The sequence below is a fragment of the Sphingomonas sp. MMS24-J45 genome (assembly GCF_044881195.1).
Taxonomy (GTDB): domain Bacteria; phylum Pseudomonadota; class Alphaproteobacteria; order Sphingomonadales; family Sphingomonadaceae; genus Sphingomonas.
Window position 1 is genome coordinate 3,035,556 of record NZ_CP173255.1, and the last position, 17,375, is coordinate 3,052,930.

Here is a 17,375-nt window from a genome sequence, read left to right on the forward strand (position 1 = left end):
ACCTGGCCTCGGCGTATAGACTTCAGACCGTCGTTTTACGGCACCGCGCGTCCGGCCTTCGCGCTTCGCATCCGATCCGTGATGTCAGGTTTGGCGCGCGCCGGGTTTTCATGATGGGGGCTCGCGCGCTAAGCCCCTTCGCCAACGGCACAGCTGCCGAACCCGGGGGACTTCATGGCCGATTTGTTGCGTAGGAAAATCATCGCGTTGGGGGACGATCGCCCGGTTGAACACCGCCTCGCGCGAACCTTGTCGTGGCCGCATCTCGTCGCGCTGGGTGTGGGTGCGATCGTCGGCACCGGCATCCTGACGCTGATCGGCGTCGGCGCGGACCGGGCCGGGCCCGCCGTGCTGATCAGCTTCGCGGTGGCGGGTGCGATCTGCGCGTGTGCGGCGCTCTGCTATGCCGAAATGGCGACGCTGATCCCCGCCTCGGGGAGCGCCTACACGTATAGTTATGCCGTACTCGGCGAGGCCATCGCCTGGGTCGTCGGGTGGAGCCTGATCCTCGAATATTCGCTGGTCGTCTCGGCGGTCGCGGTCGGCTGGTCGAGCTATGCCGTGGGGTTCCTGAACTATGTCGGTATCGTGCTGCCCGATGTGCTGACGCACGGCCCGACGGTGGCCGGTAACCTGTTCGACGGGACGTTGCGCCTGACCGCTCCCGGCATCAACGTGCCGGCGATTTTCATCATTGCGACGGTCGCCGGGTTGCTGATGCTGGGCACCCGCGAAAGCGCGCGGATCAACACGGTGCTGGTGCTCATCAAGGTCGCGACGCTGGTTCTGTTTGTTGCGGTCGCGCTGCCGCATTTCGACGCCGCCAATTTCCGCCCGTTCGCACCGCACGGCTTCGGCACGGTCGAGGCGGCGGGGGGCGTAAAATACGGCGTGATGGGCGCCGCCGCGATCATCTTTTTCGCCTTTTACGGCTTCGATGCGATCTCGACCGCGGCGGAAGAGGCCAAGAACCCTGAACGTGACCTCGCGATCGGCATCGTCGGTTCGATGCTGGTGTGCACCATCATCTATATGGTCGTCGCCGCTGCCGCGATCGGAGCCGCGCGACCAGACGTGTTCGGCAAGAGCGCCGAGCCGCTCGCGCTGATCCTGCGCCAGATCGGGCAGGGGCCGATCGCCGCGATCGTCGGCATTGCTGCCGCCGTCGCGCTGCCGACGGTGATTCTCGGCTTTCTCTACGGCCAGAGTCGCATCTTCCTGGTGATGGCGCGCGACGGCTTCCTGCCGCAGAGCCTCGCCAAGGTTTCTGCGCGCGGCACACCCGCGCGCATTACTCTGGTGACCGCGGTGTTCGTCAGCGTCATCGCCGCGCTCATCCCGCTCGACGTGATCGCCAGCCTCGCCAATGCCGGGACGCTCTGCGCGTTCGTCGCGGTGGCAGCGTGCGTGATGGTCTCGCGCCGCCGCGATCCCGCGATCCGCCGCCCGTTCCGCACGCCTTTGGTGTGGGTGATCGCCCCCGCTGCGATCCTGGGGTGCCTGTATCTCTTCACCAGCTTGCAGGAACTGACGCAGGTCTCGTTCCTGGTGTGGAACGGCGTCGGACTGGCGGTGTATTTCGTCTACGGCCGGGCGCGCGCGGTCGTGGCGGACTAAGCCGCCACGATGTGATCGCGAAACCAGGCGGTGAGGGCGTCCTCCGTCAGCTCTCCCGCCGCCAGCGCCAGCACGGCGTTGATCGCGTCCTCCTTCGCGAACGCGATCTGAACGCCGTTCAAGCGCAGGAACAGGCGCGCCACACCAAGGCCATCCGCTTTGTGCCTTCCATAAACGGATGGTTGCCACTGGCCACCGGCACTCCCGCCGCATACAGCACCCCCTACAGGGAGCCTTCACCATGTCCGCGTCCAAGCAAGACGGTTCGAACCTCGTCGTCATCGCCGCCTTGCTCGCCAATCTGGGCATTGCAGTCGCCAAGTTCGTCGCGGCGGCAATCACTGGATCCTCGTCGATGCTGACCGAAGGATTCCACTCGGTCGTTGACAGCTTCAACCAGGTGCTGCTGCTCTATGGCCAGCGTCGCGGACGGCGGCCGCCCGATCACGCGCACCCGTTCGGCTATGGCCGCGAGCTGTATTTCTGGAGCTTCGTCGTCGCGATTCTGATCTTCGGGGTCGGGGCGGGCGTGTCGATCTACGAGGGCTGGGTGCATTGGAAAGACCCGGAAGAACTGCGCGATCCGCTGGTCAATTACATCGTGCTCGGCGTCGCGCTCGCGCTGGAGGGCACATCGTGGTTCCTTGCCGTGCGCGAATTCTCGACCGCCAATCGCGGGCGCGGCTGGTGGGCGGCAGTGCGTCAGTCGAAGGACCCGGCGGGCTTCATCGTCCTGTTCGAGGATTCGGCGGCACTCGCCGGCCTTCTCGTCGCGGGCGTCGGCGTCTGGGCGAGCCACGCCTGGAACGACCCGCGCATCGACGGCCTCGCGTCGATCTTAATCGGGCTGATCCTCGGCGTGGTCGCCGCACTGCTGGCGCGCGAGGCGAAGGGCCTTTTGATCGGCGAGGCTGCCGATCCCGAGGTCGTCGCGCGGGTCCGCAAGATCGTCGATGCACGGCCCGAGATCACGCACGTCAATCACGTCCGTACGCTCCACACCGCGCCGCAAAGCATCTTCGTCGCGATCAGCGCCGATTTCCGCGACACGCTGACGATGGGCGACGCCGAGACGCTGATCGAAGAAATCGAGACCGCGCTTAAAGCCGCGGAGCCCAACCTCTCCTCAATCTACATCCGCCCCGAAAAGCGCGAAGATGCGGCGGTCCTTCCCGGCGCGCCGCGTGATTAGCCAGGCGTAGCTGCGCCAACTCGATCCGATTTGACCCGAAAGCGCAGGTGTGGCCGACGGTGAAAGGGCTGTGGTGGCGCATGTGGATGCCAGCGCAGGCCGGCGGAATAAATGACCAGTATCGAACAAGTTGCGGGTATTCAGATCGGTAAATATCGGATTATCTGCAGTTGTGGATTTGGCGTTATCCCATGTTCGCTACGCCGCATCGTCTGATCCTGTAACGATCAGCGCAGCGGTTCGCCGCCATATTCGTTCTAACTTTGTCGCTGATACAGGCGCAAGGTAGTATCAAAACGTGAGATACACTTGGTACATTCAACAAAATAATATAAACTAGATTCAAGAGCTGCGAAAAATAGGGAATATAATTTTACAGGGATTCATATTGATAATCTGATTTTTTTGGGAGGCAGTCATGTTGGTTTCGCAATTTGAACTCGTCTACAAGCCGCAATCGCCGGTGCCTCCCGCAGACGTTGTCCTTCAAGGCTATTTTCTCGAAATAAGCAACCTTGAGGATAAGCCCTATCAATTCACCCTGGATTTCATCACCTCGTCCATCACCGATGTGGACCGGAGCCTGTTTGGCAACACGGTCGTTTTTATCGACGTGCCCGGAGCCAACAACCAGAGTGGGGTCTATTCCCTGACGGGTGCACTCGCTGCCAAGAAGTTCAGCCTCAACAAGAGGTTCGAGATTCCGGCGCAGGGAACGGCCTTGGTGGCGCTCCTGCCGTCGGATCCGTTTTCGATGCCCGGCAATCCCCCGCCGACGCCGAATTTCGAATGTCGGGGCTATGTGAATCTGCGACTGCCGACGGTCGGAACGATCATCAACCCGAAAAAGCAAAGCGTGAACCCGGTCAAGGTGATGCTCACGCCGCAGAACCGTGCGACGTATTTTGCGCCGGGCGGAGCGATCAACGATCAGACCCAGTCTTCGCTGCCGCTGGCCGGCGGCTCGGCGGTGGTCGATGTGCCGTCCGACACTCCGATCACGATCTTCGATGCGACCGATATTGTGCTGGTGCCGAATAAGGGATTCGTCCCGGAAGTCCTCGTGGACGGGCTCACTTTGATCGAGGAGTTGATGGTGGCGGTGGCCGAAGCTCCGGATGGGGTGGCAAAAGTCAACGCCGTCCTCGCCAAAAAGGGGATGAAGCTGGCACTGGACGGACGTGCTCCCAGCGGCGCGAAGAGGGAATAGTCGGCCTCCAGCGCGTTGCCGTAAGACACTCAAAAAGGTCGGAACGCTCGCACGGCAAACGCGGAGCCCGCGGTGGCCGGGCCCTTCGGCTGCCGAGACACCTGTCGGCACGGCACAGCGTTCAGTGCCGCCGCGCTTGCCCCCTCACGACTTCGGCACGATCTCCACCACATCCAGCAGCGATTCAAACCGCGGCTGGGGCAGTACCAGCCGCCAGCGCCGCGGGCCGATCCGTTCGATATAGCCGGCCAGATCGCGATCAGTGTCCTGTCCGTATTTGAGCGGTTTGGTCTCGTCCCCCAGCACCATCGTGCCGAGGAACACGCCGCGCGAGTCCGAATCCGGGAAGACCAGCCCGACCGGCCGTTGCGCGCCGGAGACCTTGTACAGGCTCGTGACGTCGCCCTCATCCTTCGCCACACAATCGACCGTTGGATAGGTCGTCAGATTGCGCATCGCGGTGCCATTGGCACCTAGCTTGAACACCCGGCAGCGATAGGGGCCGGGCTCCAGCTTCGCCGTGGGCAAGGCGCGGTCGGGGTCGAACAGCAACGGATCGGCGCGCAGCACCGCCAGTTCGTCGGGGGCCGTGATCTTCGCCAACGCATCGACCCACGCCTGCCGCCACCCCCGCAGCCGAACTCGGTCGGCCGCCGTCGCCACCCGCCGCCAATCGGCGATGGCCTCGGTCCCCGGCGGTACGGCGCTGCGGGGGGCGATGCGGACTTCGATACGCTTGCCACTCTTGCTTGCGCACCCGCCAATCGACGGGGCGCAAAGGGCACACAGTGCCGATCCCAAAATTCGGGTCAAACGGTTCAAGGCACTCTTTCTTTTCTGGCGACGAAGGGCAAACTAACCACGCCCCGGAAAGTTGCCAAGTCGCCCTTTCGGATCAGGCGGCGGTCCACCCGCCATCCACCGACAGATTGGCGCCGGTGATCGCCTTCGCCTCGTCGCGGCATAGGAACAACGCCAGTGCTGCGACCTGTTCGATCGTCACGAATTCCTTGGTCGGCTGCGCTTGCAGCAGAACGTCGTTGATGACTTGTTCGCGCGTCAAGCCGCGTGCCTTCATCGTATCGGGGATCTGCCCCTCGACCAGCGGCGTCCAGACATAGCCGGGGGAGATGCAATTGACCGTGATGCCGTACGTCGCGGTTTCCAGCGCGATCGTCTTGGTGAGGCCAGCCAGACCATGCTTGGCCATGACATAAGCCGATTTGTTGGGCGAGGCGACGAGCGAATGCGCCGACGCGGTGGAGATGATCCGGCCCCATTTCTTGGCCTTCATCAGCGGCACCGCCGCCTGCATCATGTACCAGGCCGAATTGAGGTTGATCTTGATGATCGCCTCGAACTTGTCGGCCGGGAAATCCTCGATCGGCGCGACATGCTGGATCCCGGCATTGTTGACGATGATGTCGGGCCCGCCAAGCTCGGCATGGCAGCGCGCGACCATCGCCGCGATCTGATCGGGCTTGGTCATGTCGGCGGCATCGTACAGCGCCCTGGCCCCGCTCGCCGCCTCCAGCTTGGCGCGCTCCGCCTCGATCGCGGCCGCATCGCCAAAGCCGTTAATGACGACGTTCGCGCCCTCGGCGGCGAATACCTTGGCGTATTCGAGGCCAATGCCCGAGGTCGAGCCGGTGATGATGGCGGTCTTGCCCTTGAGGAACATGGGGGTCTCCTTCTGTGATGCGAACCTTGCCGTTCGTCCTGAGTAGGGACTGAGCCTGTCGAAGGCCCGTATCGAAGGGCATTGGGGTGAGGTCCTTCGATACGCGTCCGTTCGACTGCCTGCCAAGGCAGTCGCTCAGGACAGGCTTCGACTTCGCTCGGCCGTTACTCAGAACGAACTGGGTTGGGAAAACTCTTGGTGGTCAAATCGAACGCCGCGCTGGTGCCCGTTTCGATATTGTGCGCGACCAATTGCGCATTCGCCATCGTCTCGGCGACGGCCTGCTGGCCTGCCTCCCAATGTTCGCGCATCGTGCGGGCGGAAAATTCGAAATCGCGGCTGCCGCCCTCCCACGCATTGGCGCGGTAGATCAGGTGGACGAGGTTGACCGCATCCTCGTTGGATTGTGCGCGCAACGCCACCACGTCGGGGTCGTCATGCAAGGCCGGTGGCAGTTTCGCGATTACCTTTCGCACCAATTCGCGCTCCTTGCGGATGCGCATCACCTGGTCGGAGACTTGTCGGGTCCGGCTGGAATAACGGATTTCCTTCTCGCGCGCCATGACGTCCATGATCGTGCGCGGGCGCTCGGTCGCCGCTGAAAACAGGTCGATCTGAAACGCGAGCAAGGAGCCGCTTTGATGGTCGAGCACATGCGTCAGCGGCGTGTTCGACACCAATCCACCGTCCCACCACAGCCGCCCGTCAATCTCCACCGGCGGCAGGCCCGGCGGCAACGCGCCCGACGCCATGATGTGGCGCGCGTCGATCTTCGTGTCGGTCGTATCGAAATACCGGAAATTGCCACTCTCGACATCGACCGCCCCAACCGACAGCCGTACCGGGCCGTGATTGAGCAAATCCCAGTCGATCAGCGCGTCGAGCGTGTCCTTCAGCGGCGCGGAATTGTAGAAGCTCATCGCCTCGGGCGTGCCCGGCACCGCGAACATCGGCGAGACGAAGCGCGGGCTGAAGAACCCCGGCACCCCCGCCGCCAGCACGAACCCGGCCGACCATTCGTGCAGGAATTCGCGCATCTGATCGTTCATGAAGATCGGGAAACTCGGCAGCGACGAACTGACCTTGTCCCAAAAGGCACTCAGCCGCTCGACTCGCCGCTCGGGCGGGTTGCCCGCCACGATCGCGGCGTTGATCGCCCCGATGGAAATCCCCGCGACCCAGTCGATCTCGATCCCGCTCGCGGCCATCCCCTCGATCACGCCCGCTTGATAGGATCCCAGCGCGCCACCGCCCTGCAGGACCAGTGCGACACAGTCGGGAAGGGGCAGGGGAGCCGCCGCACCCTTCGCCAGCCGCTTCGCTTTGATTGGGTTGATATCCGCCATATCGTTTTCATGCCTGTGTTGCAGTGCGGGATCAACGCTCGTGTTGGCCCACGGCCGCGTCAATGGAAAAGCCGTTGCAACTCCACGCGCCCCCACGCATTCATGGGCGGAGCGGTAACGACCCCGGGATATTCGACCATGCGCCTCGACGATTTCGATCCGAACATCAATGTAGAGGATCAGCGCGGTCAGGGCGGTGGCGGCTTCGGTTTCGGCGGCGGCGGTGGTGGCGGCGGCTTGTTGTTCGGCCTGTTGCCGCTGGTGTTCAGCCGCTTCGGCTGCGGCGGCGTCGCGGTCTTGCTCGCGGTGATGTTCTTCTTCGGCGGCGGGCTTGGAATGCTGGGCGGTGGCGGGCAGCAATCCGCGCCGACCGCGCAGGTTGGCCGTCAGCAAGCCGGTACCGACGCCGCGTCGAGCTGCACGATCAACCCGGCCAGCAATGCCGCGTGCAACGCCTTCAGTTCGGCGGACCAGACCTGGAAGCAATTGCTCGGCCCGCGTTTCGAAGCTCCCAAGCTCGTCTTCTACGGCGGCAGCGGTCGCTCGGGCTGCGGTGCGGCGCAGAGCGCGATGGGGCCGTTCTATTGCCCGCGCGACCAGGGCATCTATCTCGACACCAGCTTTTTCGACGAACTCGCCAACCGCTTCGGCGCAAAGGGCGATTTCGCGCAATATTATGTAATCGCCCATGAATTCGGCCATCACATCCAGCATCTGACCGGCACCGCCGATCAGGTCGCGCAGATCCAGCAACGCGGCAGCGAGGTCGAGGGCAACCGCGCCTCGGTCAAGCTGGAGCTACAGGCCGATTGCTACGCCGGCGTATGGGCCGCGCAAAACCGCAACCGGCTCGATCCCGGCGACATCGAAGAAGGCATGACCGCCGCCCAGGCGATCGGCGACGACACGCTGCAAAAGGAAAGCCAAGGCCGCGTCGTCCCCGACAGCTTCACCCACGGCACCTCGGCCCAGCGCATGGCGTGGCTGCGCAAGGGCCTGGAGACCGGCGACCCGAACCAGTGCGATACGTTCTCGGGCCGGATTTGAGGGAGGCGTCTGTCTACCTACTGTCATCCCCGCTTTCGCGGGGATGACAGCGGTGGCGGAGTTAGAGCTTGACCAGCATCTTGCCCGTATTCCCACCCGTGAACAGCCCCAGGAACGCATCCGGCGTCGCCCCCAGCCCGTCGAACACCGTCTCGGAATTGTGCAACTTACCCTCGGCCAGCCAGCCGCCCATCACGCGATAGAATTCCGCCGCATGGCCCATATGGTCGCTCACCAGCAGGCCGGTCATGCGGATGCGCATCCCGATCAGCCGCGCGAGATAGCGCAGTTCGGTCGGCTTGGCCGAATTGTAGATGTCGATCATCCCGCAAATCGCGAAGCGCGCGTGCAGGTTGCCGGTCGCCAGTGCCGCATCGAGATGCTCGCCGCCGACATTGTCGAAATAGACGTCGATCCCGTCCTTGCCGATCTCGCCCAGCGCGCTCATCAGCTTCTTCACCAGCGGCCCGTCGCTCTTGTAATCGATCACCGCATCGGCGCCGAGCGACTTGACCAGCGCGCACTTGTCGGCGCCGCCTGCGCTGCCGATCACCGTCATTCCGCTCGCCTTGGCGACTTGCACGACGGTCGACCCGACCGCACCCGCGGCGGCCGATACGAACACCACATCGCCCGGCTTCGCTTCGGCCACGCGCAGCAGCCCGAAATAGGCCGTCATTCCCGGCATCCCGAGCAACCCCAGGAATTGTTGCGGCGGTACGCCCAGGTCCGGCAGCTTCTGCACGCTCGCACCCGGCAGCACGGCTTCGTCGCGCCAGCCCAGCATGTGCTGCACCATATCGCCCACTGCGATACCCTCGGCCTTGCTCTCGACCACTTCGCCGATCGCGCCGCCCTGCATCGGCTCACCCAAGGCGAAGGGCGGGACGTAGGATTTCACGTCGTTCATCCGCCCGCGCATGTACGGATCGACAGACAGCCAGCGGTTCGCAACGCGCACTTCGCCATCCTCCAGCGCGGCCGGGGTCATTTCGATCAGCTCGAAATCGGTCGCCACCGGCATCCCGTTGGGGCGCGATTTCAGGGTCCAGGCACGGGTCATGGGAAGCATCCTCATAGTGATTTTCGAAGGCTGGGTATGCCGATGGTGCGGGCTTGGCAATGCCCAATCGCGCGGGGCCAACGCCCAGCCGGGCACAATCCGCGTCACCCGGTTGCATCGGATAAAAAGCGTCGCTAAATCTCGGCCGCAGCCCGTTTCAGGGCGCAAGGCGTGGTGCGGGGCTGTAGCTCAGATGGGAGAGCGCTGCAATCGCACTGCAGAGGTCAGGGGTTCGATTCCCCTCAGCTCCACCACGCTTCCCCGCGGGCCCCTCCGACCAGCATGATAAATCGAGTGCCATACCGCCCGTGGCTTGATATGGTGCGCGTAATGCGAGGGAATCAAAGCTAACATGGCGTTCGCTGCCGATCGTTCGGCGGTTGATGACCGCCATCTTCGCCTCGTCACCGATAGCCCCGTGCCATCGGTGATCAGCGACCCGCGCCTGCCCGACAATCCGATCGTCGCGTGCAATCAGCCATTCTGCGATTTGACCGGCTATCCGCGCGAGGAAGTGATCGGCCGCAACTGCCGCTTCCTGTCCGGTCCGGCGACCGAGCCGTGGCTGACCGAGGAAATCCGCCGCGGCGTGCGCGAACATCGCCCGGTGCTGGTCGAGATTCTCAACTATAAGCGCAACGGCCAGCCGTTCCGCAACGCCGTCCTCGTCGCGCCGATCTATGACGAAGACGATGCGCTGTTGTATTTCCTCGGCTCGCAGCTCGAAATCGATGCCGACGCGGCCGCCCCTACCAGTATGCGCCGCATCCGGGCCGCCGAAATGGTCAAGTCGCTCTCGCGCCGACAGGGGCAAGTGCTGAAGCTGGTGGCAAGCGGGCTGCTCAACAAACAGATCGCCGCCGAGCTCGATCTGGCTGAGAAAACCGTAAAGATGCACCGCGCGATCCTGATGGAACGACTGGGGCTGAACACCACCGCAGACTTGATCCGGCTTGCGGTCGAGGCCGGGCTGTAAGCGCTTTTCGTAATGATACGGCACAAGGTCGGTATCGCGGAAGGGTGGGGGCATCTCTATCTTTGAATCGTCGTCACAACGGCATTTGACGCGTCTTCCGCCATTGGACGCGTCCGCCGGCAGTCCCTCCCGTAGTCGGTGCCGTTGTGACGACGCAGCCTGACCTGAACGCCGTCGCCGTTTGACGCTTCGGGCGTTTCCGTTACTGCGGGGGCATCGTACTTCGCATCCCGGCGCACTCGCGCTCCACCAGGAACAGCCTCGCCATGACTCGCCAGACTGCCATCGTGATCGGTTCCGGAATCGGCGGCATCGCCTGCGCGATCCGGCTGCAGAGCCTGGGCTTCGATACCCGCATCGTCGAACAGCTCGATGCGCCGGGCGGCCGCGCCTATGTCCGCCGCGCGGAGGGCTTCACCTTCGACATGGGGCCGACCGTGCTTACCGTGCCGCATTTCATCGAGGAGTTGTTCTCGCTGAAGCGCGACGCCGCGATGCTCGGCGAGCCCGATTTCCCCGCCGACGTGCTGGCCGAAAAGCGCATCCTGTCGGGCATCAGCGGCGGACCGAACACGAGCCGCTATCTCGAAATCGTGCCGGTGCTTCCTTTCTACCGCATCTATTTCGACGACGGCACCTTCTTTGATTACGACGCCGACCCGGAAAACGTCCGCGCCCAGATCGCCCGTCTCGCGCCCGAGGATCTGGAGGGGTATGAGAAGTTTCACGAGGCGGCGCGCGCGATCTTCCAGCGCGGTTTCCTCGAACTCGGCTATACCTATTTCGGCAGCCTCGGCTCGATGCTCGGCGTCGTGCCCGATCTGCTGAAGCTGGGCGCGGTCCAGCCCTTGTTCTCGCTCATCAGCAAGTACTTCAAGAGCGACAAGATGCGGCAGGTGTTCAGCTTCGAACCGCTGCTGGTCGGCGGCAACCCGCTGAAGGTGCCCGCCATCTACGCGATGATCCACTTCGTCGAAAAGACCTGGGGCATCCACTTCGCGGTCGGCGGCACGGGCGCGCTCGTCGCTGCCTTGGTGCGCAAATATGAGGAACTGGGCGGCACGCTGCAGCTCAACGCCAAGGTCGATCGCATCGATGTCGAGAAGCGCGGCGGCAAGCGCATCGCGACCGGCGTGACGCTCGCCTCGGGTGAGACGCTGAAGGCCGATCTGGTCGTCTCCAACGGCGATTACGCGACGACCTATCTCAAGCTGGTCGACAAGGCGCACCGCAAGATCAACCGCGACGGCCTGATCAAATTCCGCAAGCAGAGCATGTCGCTGATGGTCATCTATTTCGGCTATCAACGCCGCGAGGGCGATCCCGATCTGCGCCACCACAATATCATCCTCGGGCCGCGTTACGAGGAATTGCTGACAGATATCTTCGAGCGCAAAATCCTCGCCAAGGATTTCTCGCAATATCTGCACATCCCAACGATCACCGATCCCAGCCTCGCGCCGCCGGGGCATCACGCGGCCTACACGCTCATCCCGGTGCCCAACACGCTCGGCGATGTCGATTGGGACAAGGAGGGCGAACGCTTCGCCGACACGGTGATGCAGTTCCTGGAGGACCGCGGCTACATCCCCAATCTCGGCGAACGGCTCGTCTATCGCAGCTTCGTAACCCCGAAATATTTCGAGGAAGTGCTCGGCTCATACGCGGGCAACGGCTTCGGCGTCGAACCGCGCCTGACCCAGACCGCCTTCTTCCGCCCGCACAACCGCAGCGAGGACATCTCGAATCTCTATCTGGTCGGGCAGGGGACTCAGCCGGGCGGCGGGACACCCTCGGTGATGATGTCCGCCAAGATGACCGCGCGCGAAATCGCCAAGGATTTCGCGGTGGATGCGAAGGTGGTGAACGGGGTGGCCGCGTAAGCGGGGAGGGGGGACTCAGCCCGCCGCGAACGGAACCCTATCCCCCGCCCAAAGCTTCAGGCACCATGCCCGCAATGTCCCCCGCCGACCGCCTCGCACTCCCGCTGAAGAGCCTGATCGTCGGGCAGGTCCGCGCGCTGTTCAATGACAAGGCGCGCGGCGAACAGCCGGTCGAGCGCTGCGATGACGCACTGTTCCCGCCAGACTCAGTCGCGTGGCGCGTGCATGGTGACGTCACCTCCATGCTGGTCGGCGGCATCGCCGCGCTGCTGCTGCAAATGCTGCACCCGAAGGTGCTCGCCGGCGTGTGGGATCATTCGGGTTTCCGCGACGACATGCAGGGCCGCCTGCGCCGCACCGCGCGCTTCATCGCCGTCACCACCTTCGGCGCGCCCGACGATGCGCGCGCGATCCTCGCCAAGGTCCGCCGCATCCACGATCATATCGGCGGCACGCTGCCCGATGGCACTCAATATCGCGCCAGCGACCCGGCGCTGCTCGCCTGGGTGCATGTCTGCGAGGTGCTGAGCTTCCTCGACGGCTGGATCCGCTATGGCGAGCCGGGCATGAGCCGCGCCGATCAGGACCGCTACGTCGCCGAAATGGCGCGCATTGCCGAGCCGCTCGGCGTCGATCCGATCCCGCACACCCGCGCCGAAGCCGAGGCGATCATGACCGCGATGCGCGGCGAACTGGTGGTCGATGCCCGCACCCGCGACGTGGCGCATGTGCTGCTCGATCAGCGCTCTCCCTCGCTCGTCGCAGGGCCATTCCAGGCGATCACGCTGCAGGCCGGGGTCGATCTGCTCCCCGGTGGGCGCGCGCGATGCACGGCCTCAATCAGCCGAAGGTCGGATTGCCGCTGCTCCGTGCCAGCACCTATAGCGTCGCGAGCACCTTGCGCTGGGCCTTCCGACCATGACCGATACAATCGCCGAGGCCATACCCGCCGCCACTTTGGTGCTGTTCCGCGAGGGCGGGGCGGTGCCCGAATTGCTGTTCGTCGAACGCTCCAAGGCGATGGTGTTCGCGGGCGGCGCGCTCGTCTTTCCCGGCGGGCGGATCGATCCCGGCGACCGCGCGCTCGCGCTAGAACTCGGCGGCGAGCAGGACGACATGGCCGCACGCGTCGCTGCGATCCGTGAGACGATCGAGGAAGTCGGCGTCGGCATCGGCCTGTCCGATCTGTCGGGCGAAACCCTCGCGAAGCTCCGCGCCGGGCTCCACCGCGGCGAGGCGATCGGCGCGGTGCTGCACGATCTCGGGCTGACGCTCGATCCCGCCGCGCTCACCCCTTTCGCGCGCTGGCTCCCGGCGCACGCGAACATGCGCATCTTCGACACCCGCTTCTACCTCGCGCGCCTCCCTGCCGACGCGCCCGCGCCGGTGGTCGATGACACCGAAAACGTCCGCGTCTTCTGGGCGACTGCGCAATCGGTGCTCGACGATGCCGATGACGGACGGGTGCGGATCATCTTCCCGACCCGCCGCAATCTCGAACGCCTCGCGCAATTCGGCAGCTTTGACGAGGCCGTCCGACATGCCGCCGCGCTCGAAATTTACCCCGTAACGCCCTGGGTTGAAACGCGGGATGGGGTGCAGCACCTCTGCATCCCGGACGATCTCGGCTATCCCGTCACGTCCGAGGCGATGAGCGCGGCGCAGCGCGGCTGATGCGCACCGTCCGGCAAGCGATAGCGGCGATGCTCGTCGCGGCGATCGTGCTCGTGGTCGTGCTGACCGCGATCGCCGGGATGCGGCAGCATCCGCAGGACATGCCCTGGACCAAGCTCGATCTCGCCGATCCGGTGGGGATCTTCACCGCGCGCAAACTGGCCGCGCTCACCACCGATTTCCCGCAATGCCGCGCGCTGCTCGGTCGCGCCGGGGTGCGCTACACCGTACTGCCGCCAGTGCGCGAGCGGCGCTGCGGCTACACCGACGGCGTCGCCTTCGAAGCCGGCGGTGCACGCAGCGTTGCGTACCGCCCGACGCTCGGCACCGCGTGCCCGGTCGCCGCCAGCCTGACGCTGTGGGAATGGCACACGATCCAACCCGAGGCGCGCACCTTGCTCGGCAGCCCGGTCGTCGCGATCGAACAGCTCGGCAGTTATAATTGCCGACGGATCGGCGGGAGCGAGAGCTGGAGCCAGCATTCCACCGCGGACGCGGTCGATATCAGCGCGTTCGTGCTGGCGGATGGTCGCCGTATCAGCGTGCTCGACGATTGGCGCGGCAACGGCCCCGAGGCGACCTTCCTCCACCGCGTCCGCAACGGCGCCTGCCGCCTGTTCGCGACGACGCTATCGCCCGATTACAACGCCGCTCATGCAAACCATCTTCACCTCGACCAGGCGAACCGAGGCGGGCTGGGGTGGACGGTGTGTCGGTAATTTGCAGGGAGTTTTAGAATCCGTTCGTCCTGAGTAGGCATTAAGCGAAGTCGAGATGCCGTATCGAAGGACATCGCGTGCGGTCCTTCGATACGCGTCTTCGACAAGATCAGCCGCTACTCCGGGCGGCCGGAGGAGAGGGAAAGTGCTCCCGCTTAGGCCAGCGCGCCCCGCCACCCTCAGTTCGGCAAGGCCCCCGCGTCCACCTTCTCCACCCATTTCGGGAAGAACGCCGGCTGCCGGTTCGACCAGCCCGAAGCGGTCGCCGCCGCTTCGCTGATCGACTGGAGCAGCTTGCGTCGCAGATCCGGGTGCAGGTGCGGCAGCGCCGCCGCCGAGCAGAACGCCGCGGGCAACCACGGGCGAACCTCGGCCCCGACCAGCCGTTCGTACAGGAAGCGATAGGCCGAGAAGCTGGTCAGCCGTCCCTGGCCGAGATCGAACGCGGTCACCGTGGTCAGCGGTGCCAGGAACGGCTCGACCGCATCCAGACCGCTATCGTCCGGAACGCTTTCGCGGATCGCGGGAAGGCGCGAATAGAGTTTGGATTGGGCGCGGATGCTGGCTGCCTCCACAACGTCGCGCGACCAGCGCGACATCGCGTCGTCACGCTCCAGCCCGATATCGAGCGAGCGGCGGACATAGCGTTGCGTGGCGGAGGGGAAGGTCGCAAATTCCTTCATTTCGGCCAGCGTCATCGCGCCATTCGCGGGTTTCTTCATCCGAGCAGCCATACGTCACCTCGCCCTTAAAGTGCCGACGGAGAGGATGCGCCACCGAATGTTGCATTATGGTTAACACTTCGTCGCCCGCCGGTCACAAAGGCACCATAGAACGTGGTGCAACGCAATATGAACTGCGTAAAATCACGTGGTAGCGTATGAAATTGCTGAAAAGTGCGGCGATTGCGCAACATCCACTCGTCGCGCAATCGCCGTCCTACGGGGAATTCCTTAACCCCGATCGCCCTTTAGCGCGGCCTCGGCATCGGGATCGAAGCCGGAGGATTTGGCCGGTGCGCCGTTGTCGCCGGGCTGGGTGGTGGATGGCGGGTCCGACGCATCCATCGATTCGTCGAGCGCATTATCCAGTGCCGCGTCCTTGTTCGCCGGGTCGCGCTCAAGCCGCTTGGCGATCGATTCATCCTGCCCGGCGTTCTGGCGCGGGTGCTGAATATCGGAAGCTTCCTCGGCCGGATCGCCCGGCGCGACCGACAGGCTATCAAGGGCTTGTTGGTCGATCATATTGTCCTGCTCGCTCACGGTCGCTCTCCTGCTCGTATCGCTGGTAGAACGATGCGGGCCGGTGCCTGTTCCCTCAGAGCTGTTTGACCGAGACCGACTGCCACTGCAGCGTTGCGCTGCCGAACACCGTCATGAACGCGATGTCGGTCGCATCGCGCCCGACCGCGACGCGCGCGAGATTGCCGCACGACGCCATCCCCGTAGCATCGACCAGATGCCAGCCGCCGCCGATCCACAATTCTGCCACCGCATGGAAATCGGGCGGATCGACGCCGGGTGCATAGGCCGAAACGCAGCGCGCCGGAATGCCGCCCGCACGCGCGAGGGCCACCAGCAGATGCGCATAATCGCGGCACACCCCGCGCCGTTCGGCAAAGGTCATCATCGCGGTCGTCGTCCCGCTCGACGTGCCCGAGGCGTAGGTGAGATGCCCGCCCACCCAATCGGTCAACGCCCGCGCCAGCGGGCCGGCACGCAGTCCGCCGAATTCCTGCTCCACGAACCCTTCCAGATGGTCGGACTCGCAGTATCGGCTGGGCAGCAGATAGGGGATCGTCTCCGGCGGCATCTGCCGGATCCGCGTTTCGCCGAGCGTGGAGAAATCGATCGGATTCCGGACGATCTCGACCACCGCCTTGTAATCCGCCCGGAACGCGCCCTTGCCGCGCGCCCAGCAGCGCTGGCCGATGCCGTCCTCGCCCGGCACCGCGCGCAGCGGCTCGGGCGAATGGACGCGCAGATCCTGCAGTTCCAGCCGCTGGTCCGGCCCCTTCGCCGCCTCGATCAGCAACAGCACATCGGCCTCGCCATCGATCGTATAGTCGAGCGTAACATCGATCGCGAGGCGCATGGTGTGTCCGTCAGTCGGGGGAGGGGATTGGGCAAAGAAAAAGGGCCCGACAGGCTTCCCCGTCGGGCCCCGAAGCCGGAGCGATCCGGTCCTCGATTAGTTCCGGCTGCTGCCGAACAGGCGCAGGATGAACAGGAACATGTTGATGAAGTCGAGGTACAGCGTCAGCGCCGACATCACGACCATCCGCTGCTCGTCCTGCGTGCCAGCGACATACGCGTACATGCTCTTCGTGCGCTGCGTGTCATAGGCGGTGAGCCCTGCGAACAGCAGCACGCCGACGATGCTGATGACCAGCGTCATCACGCCCGACTGGAAGAACAGGTTCAGCAGGCTCGCGACGATCAGGCCGACCAGACCCATGATCAGGAAGGTGCCGAACGCCGATAGGTCCCGCTTGGTGGTGTAGCCGTACAGGCTCAGACCGCCGAACGCCGCCGCGGTCGCGAAGAACGCTTGGGCAACCGATTCACCCGTGTAACGGAGGAACACCGTGGACAGCGACAGGCCCATCGCGACCGCAAAGCCCCAGAACATCGCCTGCAGCGTCGCGGGCGACATGCGCATCTGGCCGAAGCTCATCGCGAAGACGAAGCCCATCGGTGCCAGCATGATCACCCAGGCGAGTGGCCCGCCGCCGATCAGGATCCGTGCGGCCGGGGAGTCCATCCCGCCCCACGAAAAGCCGAGCGCGACGATGCCCGTCAGGAGAATGCCCGACAGCATGTAATTGTAAACCGACAGCATGTAGCTGCGCAGCCCGGCGTCGAACGCATCGGTACCGACTGCCCCGGCCGTCTGGAATGCCGCGGCATTCGGACGTGGATCAGACCAGTTTGCCATTCTAAAAAGCTCCTCAATACCGGCGCTATG

The 17,375-nt window shown here is 64.4% G+C and carries 17 protein-coding genes, 1 tRNA gene and 1 pseudogene; 10 read left to right on the forward strand and 9 right to left on the reverse strand.

Features of this window, described 5'->3' with window-relative positions; all coding sequences use genetic code 11:
• Window positions 1–174: 174 nt before the first annotated feature.
• Window positions 175–1,617 (forward strand): amino acid permease, encoded by a 1,443-nt coding sequence (locus AB5I39_RS14750; protein ID WP_404368428.1) that lies wholly within the window; start codon window positions 175–177, stop codon window positions 1,615–1,617.
• On the opposite strand, the gene AB5I39_RS14755 is transcribed toward AB5I39_RS14750, so the two are convergent.
• Window positions 1,614–1,760: a hypothetical protein gene (locus tag AB5I39_RS14755; protein ID WP_404368431.1), complete on the reverse strand. Its 147-nt coding sequence runs from the start codon at window positions 1,758–1,760 to the stop codon at window positions 1,614–1,616. The genes AB5I39_RS14750 and AB5I39_RS14755 overlap by 4 nt on opposite strands.
• A 98-nt stretch (window positions 1,761–1,858) precedes the next feature.
• Between AB5I39_RS14755 and AB5I39_RS14760 the strand changes: the two genes are divergently transcribed.
• The gene (locus AB5I39_RS14760; RefSeq protein ID WP_404368433.1) at window positions 1,859–2,809 is read left to right on the forward strand and encodes a cation diffusion facilitator family transporter; all 951 of its coding nucleotides are present in this window, start codon (window positions 1,859–1,861) and stop codon (window positions 2,807–2,809) included.
• A 418-nt stretch (window positions 2,810–3,227) separates the two neighbouring features.
• A complete protein-coding gene (locus AB5I39_RS14765) occupies window positions 3,228–4,019 on the forward strand; it encodes a hypothetical protein (protein ID WP_404368436.1) in 792 nt (263 codons plus the stop codon).
• Between the two features lie 144 nt (window positions 4,020–4,163).
• Here the strand turns inward: AB5I39_RS14765 and AB5I39_RS14770 are convergent, their stop codons facing one another.
• From AB5I39_RS14770 to AB5I39_RS14780, 3 genes are all read right to left on the reverse strand, one after another.
• On the reverse strand, window positions 4,164–4,682 hold the full coding sequence (locus AB5I39_RS14770; RefSeq protein ID WP_404368439.1) for a DUF4893 domain-containing protein: 519 nt from the start codon (window positions 4,680–4,682) through the stop codon (window positions 4,164–4,166).
• Window positions 4,683–4,914: 232 nt separating this feature from the next.
• Window positions 4,915–5,700, reverse strand: coding sequence for a 3-hydroxybutyrate dehydrogenase (locus AB5I39_RS14775; RefSeq protein ID WP_404368441.1), 786 nt, complete (start codon window positions 5,698–5,700; stop codon window positions 4,915–4,917).
• A 164-nt stretch (window positions 5,701–5,864) separates the two neighbouring features.
• On the reverse strand, window positions 5,865–7,046 hold the full coding sequence (locus AB5I39_RS14780) for a patatin-like phospholipase family protein (protein ID WP_404368444.1): 1,182 nt from the start codon (window positions 7,044–7,046) through the stop codon (window positions 5,865–5,867).
• 138 nt (window positions 7,047–7,184) lie between these two features.
• Here AB5I39_RS14780 and AB5I39_RS14785 point away from each other — a divergent pair, with 138 nt between their 5' ends.
• On the forward strand, window positions 7,185–8,093 hold the full coding sequence (locus tag AB5I39_RS14785) for a neutral zinc metallopeptidase (protein WP_404368446.1): 909 nt from the start codon (window positions 7,185–7,187) through the stop codon (window positions 8,091–8,093).
• 61 nt (window positions 8,094–8,154) lie between these two features.
• Here the strand turns inward: AB5I39_RS14785 and AB5I39_RS14790 are convergent, their stop codons facing one another.
• A complete protein-coding gene (locus AB5I39_RS14790; protein WP_404368449.1) occupies window positions 8,155–9,156 on the reverse strand; it encodes an NADP-dependent oxidoreductase in 1,002 nt (333 codons plus the stop codon).
• A gap of 178 nt (window positions 9,157–9,334) precedes the next feature.
• Here AB5I39_RS14790 and AB5I39_RS14795 point away from each other — a divergent pair.
• From AB5I39_RS14795 to AB5I39_RS14820, 6 genes and pseudogenes are all read left to right on the forward strand, one after another.
• Window positions 9,335–9,410, forward strand: a tRNA-Ala gene (locus AB5I39_RS14795).
• A 98-nt stretch (window positions 9,411–9,508) separates the two neighbouring features.
• On the forward strand, window positions 9,509–10,132 hold the full coding sequence (locus AB5I39_RS14800; protein ID WP_404368452.1) for a LuxR C-terminal-related transcriptional regulator: 624 nt from the start codon (window positions 9,509–9,511) through the stop codon (window positions 10,130–10,132).
• A gap of 266 nt (window positions 10,133–10,398) precedes the next feature.
• Window positions 10,399–12,015, forward strand: coding sequence for a phytoene desaturase family protein (gene crtI, locus AB5I39_RS14805; RefSeq protein WP_404368455.1), 1,617 nt, complete (start codon window positions 10,399–10,401; stop codon window positions 12,013–12,015).
• 74 nt (window positions 12,016–12,089) lie between these two features.
• Window positions 12,090–12,937: pseudogene (locus tag AB5I39_RS14810) on the forward strand (oxygenase MpaB family protein).
• On the forward strand, window positions 12,934–13,689 hold the full coding sequence (locus AB5I39_RS14815) for an NUDIX hydrolase (RefSeq protein ID WP_404368458.1): 756 nt from the start codon (window positions 12,934–12,936) through the stop codon (window positions 13,687–13,689). Before AB5I39_RS14810 ends, AB5I39_RS14815 begins: the two are co-directional and overlap by 4 nt.
• Complete coding sequence (locus tag AB5I39_RS14820) at window positions 13,689–14,408, forward strand: extensin family protein (protein ID WP_404368461.1); 720 nt, start codon at window positions 13,689–13,691, stop codon at window positions 14,406–14,408. The genes AB5I39_RS14815 and AB5I39_RS14820 overlap by 1 nt, the downstream gene beginning before the upstream one ends.
• Window positions 14,409–14,587: 179 nt before the next feature.
• Here AB5I39_RS14820 and AB5I39_RS14825 read toward each other — a convergent pair whose 3' ends face one another.
• The 4 genes from AB5I39_RS14825 to AB5I39_RS14840 form a co-directional block, all read right to left on the reverse strand.
• Window positions 14,588–15,142, reverse strand: coding sequence for a hypothetical protein (locus AB5I39_RS14825; protein WP_404368464.1), 555 nt, complete (start codon window positions 15,140–15,142; stop codon window positions 14,588–14,590).
• Between the two features lie 219 nt (window positions 15,143–15,361).
• Window positions 15,362–15,652, reverse strand: coding sequence for a hypothetical protein (locus tag AB5I39_RS14830; protein WP_404374177.1), 291 nt, complete (start codon window positions 15,650–15,652; stop codon window positions 15,362–15,364).
• Between the two features lie 73 nt (window positions 15,653–15,725).
• Window positions 15,726–16,502 (reverse strand): transglutaminase family protein, encoded by a 777-nt coding sequence (locus AB5I39_RS14835; RefSeq protein WP_404368467.1) that lies wholly within the window; start codon window positions 16,500–16,502, stop codon window positions 15,726–15,728.
• Window positions 16,503–16,598: 96 nt separating this feature from the next.
• Complete coding sequence (locus AB5I39_RS14840; protein ID WP_404368470.1) at window positions 16,599–17,345, reverse strand: Bax inhibitor-1/YccA family protein; 747 nt, start codon at window positions 17,343–17,345, stop codon at window positions 16,599–16,601.
• Window positions 17,346–17,375: the final 30 nt, after the last annotated feature.